General features: G+C 24.8%; 10 protein-coding genes. 4 read left to right on the top strand and 6 right to left on the bottom strand.

The features are described 5' to 3' along the window. The first annotated feature begins 62 nt into the window (after positions 1-62). Positions 63-785 carry a GGDEF domain-containing protein gene (locus HCG70_RS16965; RefSeq protein ID WP_221698063.1) on the top strand — a complete coding sequence of 241 codons (723 nt, stop codon included), beginning with the start codon at positions 63-65 and terminating at the stop codon, positions 783-785. Positions 786-812: 27 nt separating this feature from the next. Continuing rightward, positions 813-2,111, top strand: coding sequence for an ABC transporter substrate-binding protein (locus HCG70_RS16960; protein ID WP_221698062.1), 1,299 nt, complete (start codon positions 813-815; stop codon positions 2,109-2,111). Between the two features lie 120 nt (positions 2,112-2,231). Here the strand turns inward: HCG70_RS16960 and HCG70_RS16955 are convergent, their stop codons facing one another. The 5 genes from HCG70_RS16955 to HCG70_RS16940 all read right to left on the bottom strand — a co-directional run bounded on the left by HCG70_RS16955 (position 2,232) and on the right by HCG70_RS16940 (position 4,483). Beyond that, positions 2,232-2,579: a hypothetical protein gene (locus HCG70_RS16955; RefSeq protein ID WP_042399951.1), complete on the bottom strand. Its 348-nt coding sequence runs from the start codon at positions 2,577-2,579 to the stop codon at positions 2,232-2,234. Positions 2,580-2,704: 125 nt separating this feature from the next. After that, positions 2,705-3,217, bottom strand: a complete 513-nt coding sequence (locus HCG70_RS16950; protein WP_042399953.1) for a putative ABC transporter permease — start codon at positions 3,215-3,217, stop codon at positions 2,705-2,707. A gap of 128 nt (positions 3,218-3,345) precedes the next feature. Beyond that, positions 3,346-3,522 (bottom strand): hypothetical protein, encoded by a 177-nt coding sequence (locus HCG70_RS17600; RefSeq protein ID WP_260457855.1) that lies wholly within the window; start codon positions 3,520-3,522, stop codon positions 3,346-3,348. Positions 3,523-3,587: 65 nt separating this feature from the next. Continuing rightward, positions 3,588-4,097 (bottom strand): hypothetical protein, encoded by a 510-nt coding sequence (locus HCG70_RS16945; protein WP_260457854.1) that lies wholly within the window; start codon positions 4,095-4,097, stop codon positions 3,588-3,590. Positions 4,098-4,249: 152 nt separating this feature from the next. Further along, the gene (locus tag HCG70_RS16940; RefSeq protein ID WP_042399959.1) at positions 4,250-4,483 is read right to left on the bottom strand and encodes a hypothetical protein; all 234 of its coding nucleotides are present in this window, start codon (positions 4,481-4,483) and stop codon (positions 4,250-4,252) included. Between the two features lie 169 nt (positions 4,484-4,652). Here HCG70_RS16940 and HCG70_RS16935 point away from each other — a divergent pair, with 169 nt between their 5' ends. Further along, positions 4,653-5,459: a polysaccharide deacetylase family protein gene (locus HCG70_RS16935; protein WP_052330709.1), complete on the top strand. Its 807-nt coding sequence runs from the start codon at positions 4,653-4,655 to the stop codon at positions 5,457-5,459. Between the two features lie 63 nt (positions 5,460-5,522). Here the strand turns inward: HCG70_RS16935 and HCG70_RS16930 are convergent, their stop codons facing one another. Further along, complete coding sequence (locus HCG70_RS16930; RefSeq protein WP_042399962.1) at positions 5,523-5,765, bottom strand: hypothetical protein; 243 nt, start codon at positions 5,763-5,765, stop codon at positions 5,523-5,525. A gap of 302 nt (positions 5,766-6,067) precedes the next feature. Between HCG70_RS16930 and HCG70_RS16925 the strand changes: the two genes are divergently transcribed. Then, on the top strand, positions 6,068-6,454 hold the full coding sequence (locus HCG70_RS16925; protein WP_042399965.1) for a carboxypeptidase-like regulatory domain-containing protein: 387 nt from the start codon (positions 6,068-6,070) through the stop codon (positions 6,452-6,454). The last annotated feature ends 155 nt before the right edge of the window (positions 6,455-6,609 follow it).

Below are 6,609 nucleotides of genomic sequence, written 5' to 3'. Positions count from 1 at the left end.
AAAATCTGAGTGATATAAAAAATCTTGGCCATAAAGGCCTTGATATATAAGGGTTAAGAAATATGATTAACCCTAAAGTAATTATATTAAGTAGTGGTTTGCCTGAAAAACTTAAAAGTAAAGAAACAATAGTCTTTGAAAATAGTAATATACTTGAAATAGATTCTCTTATTTATAATTTTCAATCTATGGTAGATAACTTAAGTAACATGATTTTAGAAGCTGAAATAACAAATAAAAAACTAGAGGAATCAAGAAAATTACTATTTAAACAGGCAAATTATGATTATTTGACTGAATTACCAAACAGACAATATTTTATTGAACATGCCCAAAATACAATAAACGAATTTTCCAATAACAACTTATATAATGGAAAGAATGGAATAGCTATATTATTCCTTGATTTAGATAAATTTAAAATTGTAAATGATACATTAGGTCATTCAGCTGGAGATAAACTTCTTCAAATAATTGCAAAAAAAATGAAGGAAATACTTAATTCTTATGATAGTAATTCAGCTTGCGTAGCACGTTTAGGTGGCGATGAATTTGTCATTCAATTGATTTATAATGACAAATATGAAATCGAAGAGTTATCAACTAAAATTATTGAAACGATAAAACAACCAATTAATTTAGATAGTTCTACAATTACTGTTGGTGTAAGTATAGGAGTTGGATTATATCCTGAAGATGGAAATGATATTGAAAGCATTTTTATAAAATCAGATACATCGATGTATAAAGCTAAAGCTTCAGGCGGAAATGAAGTTTATATTTAGTATTTCTATATTTTAAGGAGAAAAAACATGATAAAACGACTAACACTTATAATTTTTTTAATATTTTCTTTATCATTTATTGGTTGTAGCTTTAATGATAAAAATACTACTGCTGATGAACTTATTTCACCATCGTTAAGCGCTGAAATTCCATCAGCAGATGAAAATAAAAATGCTACAGAATTTACATTAAATGTTTTATGTCATTCATATGATCATGATAAAATTAAGGACATATTTAATTCATTATATCCTAAAGCTACTATTAATATTACAGGAATGGATACTATGGATGCCAATGCAATAATTAATGCAGTTGCCGCTAATTCCGAAAACTCTCCCGATCTTATTATTTATTCATTAGATTATATAGGGGAATTTAATGCAATTAATGCTTTTGAAAACCTATTAAACGACTCATATTCTTTTGATAATATAAAAAATATTTTTCCTGAATCAGATATAAATTCTTGCATGTCAATGGATAAAAGTAAACTTATTGCCCTTCCATTTACACAAGCTTCTACAGTAACTTATTATAGGGCTGATATTTTGGAAGAACTCGGAATACCAAGTGAGCCTGAAGAATTAGCTCTAGCCATGGAAACTGCAGAAGGTTGGTTAGAAATTGCTAAGAAACTTAAAGAAAAAAATATTTATGCTCTTCAATGGAAAGATGCTTTTGTAAAGCTAACATTAAATTCTCAAGGAATCTTTGATTATAATATGAATTTAAACATTGAAAATGATAAAATGAGAGACGCCCTTTTAATTGCAAATGAAGCTTATAATTTAGGATTAATATCAAGATTAGATTTATGGACTGATGAAGGAAGAAATGCTGTACGCAATGGTGAAATAGCTATGATTCATTTAAATAAATGGGGAGAAGATTATTTAAAAGAAACTACACCAGACACTATTGGTAAATGGCGTGTTACTAGATTACCTCTTGGTTTATATAGTTCTGAAAATACAAATGCAATATCTATCGTTGCTACAAGTAAATATAAAACTCAAGCATGGAAATTAGCTAGAGCTCTTATACTTGATGAAAATAACTATTATAAATCAATTACATATGATAAAAGTAAATTTTTAGGAAATCAAGCTGCAAATCTTTTATATAGAGATATTTCTAACAATCTTCCTTTAATTAATAAAACAATGTTAGACGATACAGTATCTTCCATACTATTAGAAGCAGTAAATAATCATACAGACAAGACTCTTGATATTGATAATTTTCTTTCCTCTATAAAAGTAAAAATTACTAATCAAATAGGTACTGAACAAGATATCTTATATAATTATATCAATAATTAAGAATGTGACTACATCGGATGATGTAGTCACATTCTTAATTTATATATAATCTATTTTTAAATATTATATATAAACCCATGATAACAATAAAATTTGTTATTATTGGTTTTATAACTTTATTTAAAATGATTTACCCCTTCTACTATTATTTATATAATTTATTCCTCTCATTTTAAATCTTTCATATTCATTTATATTATAAAAATGGTTTAAATCTGATACTAAAAATAATCCACTCATTATTAAATATTTTAAATCATTTAAATTATTTTTTTCTTCATCATTTGCAGCAACAATCTCATCACTTTCAAACTTCAAATCTTCATAATTCTTTAATGCTATTTTTAAATTCATTTTCATCTGTTCTTCAGTAAAATTTTTAAAATCCTCTTTTATAGCTTTCTCAATAAAAGCTATAAATTCAGTATTTATCTTTGCAAATTTTTCGTATGTACTAATCAAACTCATATCTTACCTCTTTCATTTTTAATTATTATTGGTTTTATTATATATTAATAATTAAAATTTTAAAACTTAAAAAAGATACTATTATTTAAATTAATAACAATATCTTTTTATGTAAATCTAACTTTCTATTTCAAATTAATTTGTCCCTTATTCTTAAATTTTATTAATGTATACACCTCATCAAAAGTTAATAATATTATTAATAAAATTGCTAATATAGGCCATATAGGTTTTACTATACTATATATTCTTATTATTAAAAAAGGTTGTAAAAACTCTATAGTCAAAATACTAATAATAGTCCATGCTATAGAAAATCGTAAGCATATTATTCCTTTGTAATTATATCTTTCATTAAAATAATCCCAATAATCCTTATTAAAATATTTTCTCATTATAATACCCGTTGTGTATTCAACAGTAGTAGGAATAACAATTGATATAAATAATAAAAATATCTTATTAGGAAAAGCATTGTGTAATTGAATAATCCACGCCATAGCAATTGCATACATAGGCTTAAATGGTCCAATCAAAAAACCCTCTTCTTTATAATGTCCAGTAACTGCGTAACTAAAAACATTTTCTAATATCCATCCTAAAAATCCATAAATAAAAAAATTATACAAAAACTCCATATTGCTTCCTCCTTAGTATGTTTTTAGTTTTACTCATCTTTTTTAATTTATTCAAAACTCTGTTTATATTCTTATATAAAAAGAGCTCAAGAATATCTAATATTTAGATATTCTTGAGCTTGTTATTTTTATATTTTCCTACTAAAAAACTTTTTTTCATCACTATCAATAGCCTTAGTTTTTATTTTACTTTTTAAATTTGCTACTATTTTATCTTTTATTTTATATGGTATATCTAAAACTTTTTTTATCCTATCCTCACTTACTTTATTCATAAAATAAATTATTACTTCACATATAACCATAGCCCCTATAATATCTGCTACGAAATGTTGCTTTATAAAAACCGTAGATAAAATTATTAATGACCCTACAATTTGTGTATAATAAAAATTTTTCTTGTTTTTTCATATTTAGTATATCGCATTATAAAATAGGTTGTTAATGCATGTAAAGATGGAAAGCAATTTACCGATCTATCAGCTGAATAAATAATATTAACTAAATAATTCAATACATTTGAATTTTCAATATTGGGTCTAATAATTTCTGTTGGATAGATATAATAAATACAGTAGCATATTCCCATTCCAATGAAAAATGATAAAAATGTTCTCATGTAATTTACTCGAGATTGTATTAATATAATTATAAATCCTATTACAATATACACATACCAATATACATATGGAATTATGAAAATTGAATTAAATTTCATAACTTTATCAAATATAGTCGCTAGATTATGTCCATTTTTAGTAATTGTACTTGCTATATAATAATTTATATTTATTAATGGTATAACCATAAACCATACTAAATCTAAAGTTCTTATTTGTATTTTATTGTTTACCTTTATTGTATTTAAGTTAATTTCCACCACTCCGCCCTCCAAATACTTAAATTTACATTTTATCTATTTTTATACTACTATTATAATACTATCTTACTCACTACTTTTCTATATAAAACAAAAAAATAACCAATTTCATAATAAATTGGTTATTTTTTATTATTTAAGTTTTAATAAATTTAACTATTTAATAATCTAAACATCTCTGCAACTGATTGCTTTATATTATCTGGAAGATTTTCTAAAGCTTTTTTTCTTTTTTTCTCATCTTGAATTTGTGCTATTCTCATTACTTCTTGTTGTAAACCAGGAGTTCTATTAAACTCTGCAACTAGTTTATTAAACCTATTAGCAAAATTAGGATCTTGTTTCATTTTTCTATCAATTTTCATGATTAATTCATATGGATTCATTTACCTTTAATCTCCTTGAATTCTTTCTAATTTATAATATTCCTTATATTTGTATATGTTCACAATAAAATTTTATCTATTAGTTTATTCTCTGTTTATAGCTTTGCATAAACTAATACTACTATTGGATAAAATACTATAGGAATTCAACATAAGGAGAGTTTATGATATGTATAATACAAATGAAAAATTTAAATTTAATAGGATTTTTAATTTTAACTTAGTCAATAAATCTAAAACAACACATAAATATCGAATTTATTCTTTAAAAAAACTTACGATTTTTCTATCTTCTTTTTTTATTATGATTAATATTTTTTATTATAATTTAAATTGTGAAGTGAATTCAAATCCAACTGAAAAAATTGTTTATTTGACCTTTGATGATGGTCCTAGTAAAAATACAGAACTAATACTTGATATTTTAAAGGATAATGATGTTCATGCAACATTTTTCATTATATCACCTTATATAGAGCCCCATATTAAATTTGTAGAAAGAGCATACAAAGAAGGGAATGCAATTGGCAATCATACCGCTGATCATGAGTTTCAACACATCTATACCTCAGAAGAAGCATTTTTTAATAACTTTGAAAAGCAACAAAAGTTCATTAAAGAAACAACCGGTAGTGATTGTACAATTTTTAGATTTCCTGGTGGGTCTCATAATACTATTGTAGCTAATTCTAGAGGTAAAGACTTTACTAAAAACATAACTAAAAAGCTTAATGAACAAGGCATAAATGTTTATGACTGGAATGTAGATTCTGGAGATGCAAAAGGAAATAATATACCTGCCGAAACACTTATTCAAAATGTTGCTAAAAACATTAAAGATAAAGAGGGTAACTATAAAAATCCAGCTATTATTTTAATGCATGACTGTATGACAAAAACTACTACAGTAGAAGCTTTACCAGGAATAATTAAGCTACTAAAAAATGAAGGATATACATTCAGAACATTGAAATAATTTAAGATAAAAAAATGTTAAATCCAAACTAATATTTAGTTAAGATTTAACATTTTTACTAAATTAATATTCTATTCCTGCAGCTGCTATATTTTCCTTATCTCTTGATGAACAAGGAGTAACACCATATGTCATTTTGCAATAAGGACAATTATCAACTAATTTTTTCATTGTAAATGTCTTTCCACAACTACATTCTATTTCATGAGGAGTTGCTAAAGGGAAGTCTGCTTTTCCTTTACTTCTAACTAAGTCAACTACTGATTTCCCATCTTTTTTATTCATATTTCCGCATCCACAGCTCATTTATTTTTCCTCCTTAAATATATAGATGTATTATAATCTTAATTATACAAATAATTAATTATTATTTCAGTAACATTTGTTACATTATTTCTTATTAAATAATAATTTTTATTGTATATTTTCATTTAATAATATTTCTACTATCAATATTATTATCTTCTATTTAATCACTTCCTATTACTCCTTTGCTAATTTATCCCTCCAAGCTTTATTTACATAAATAACTTTTGATTTTATGTACACATTGTTTTCTTCTAAGAATATATTATAGTATATTACGATAAACTTAGGAGGATAAATTCATGAGCGGAAGAATAGGAAATTGTATTTTTAAGACTGGGTATAATGAACAAATAGATGCAGTTGTTAAATTACCAAAAGAAACTAGAAGCTGTATATTTGGTACAGTACTTGATGAAAATGGACTACCTGTAGCTGATGCAGTAGTTAAATTACTCCAAGTTAATGATAAGTGTGACTATCCAATTCCATTAACTCATACTTTCACTGACGATAATGGCCAATTCTTATTAGGTCCTTTATGTCCAAATACAACTTATATGTTAAAGATTTTTAAAGATAATACTCAAATTATCCGTAAATGTTTAAAGGTTAGTTGTTTTAAAGGATCTTGTATAAGTGCTGCTACTGCTGGAAGCGACAATGAATCTACTGGTTGCGGATGCTAATTTTAAATTGCAACTCATAATTTTATACAAAAGATAAATAAAAGGGACTGTAAAATAGTCCCTTTTAGTTTATATTTCGAGACTGTAGATAATTTTGTGTAATATAGTTTCTTATAAATCAAATATTACTGGAAATTTTGATTTCCAGTAATATT

This window comes from Clostridium sp. K04 (assembly GCF_019734375.1).
GTDB lineage: Bacteria > Bacillota > Clostridia > Clostridiales > Clostridiaceae > Clostridium > Clostridium saudiense.
The sequence above is the reverse complement of the archived record's forward strand: the minus strand, read 5'-3'. Positions and strand labels throughout refer to the sequence as shown.

Bases quoted from the DNA above. Each gene is read 5' to 3' on its own strand.
- HCG70_RS17600 (WP_260457855.1), bottom strand. From the start codon at position 3,522: ATGGTTATATGTGAAGTAATAATTTATTTTATGAATAAAGTAAGTGAG.
- HCG70_RS16925 (WP_042399965.1), top strand. From the start codon at position 6,068: ATGAGCGGAAGAATAGGAAATTGTATTTTTAAGACTGGGTATAATGAA.
- HCG70_RS16940 (WP_042399959.1), bottom strand. From the start codon at position 4,483: ATGAATCCATATGAATTAATCATGAAAATTGATAGAAAAATGAAACAA.
- HCG70_RS16960 (WP_221698062.1), top strand. From the start codon at position 813: ATGATAAAACGACTAACACTTATAATTTTTTTAATATTTTCTTTATCA.
- HCG70_RS16930 (WP_042399962.1), bottom strand. From the start codon at position 5,765: ATGAGCTGTGGATGCGGAAATATGAATAAAAAAGATGGGAAATCAGTA.
- HCG70_RS16955 (WP_042399951.1), bottom strand. From the start codon at position 2,579: ATGAGTTTGATTAGTACATACGAAAAATTTGCAAAGATAAATACTGAA.
- HCG70_RS16935 (WP_052330709.1), top strand. From the start codon at position 4,653: ATGTATAATACAAATGAAAAATTTAAATTTAATAGGATTTTTAATTTT.
- HCG70_RS16950 (WP_042399953.1), bottom strand. From the start codon at position 3,217: ATGGAGTTTTTGTATAATTTTTTTATTTATGGATTTTTAGGATGGATA.
- HCG70_RS16965 (WP_221698063.1), top strand. From the start codon at position 63: ATGATTAACCCTAAAGTAATTATATTAAGTAGTGGTTTGCCTGAAAAA.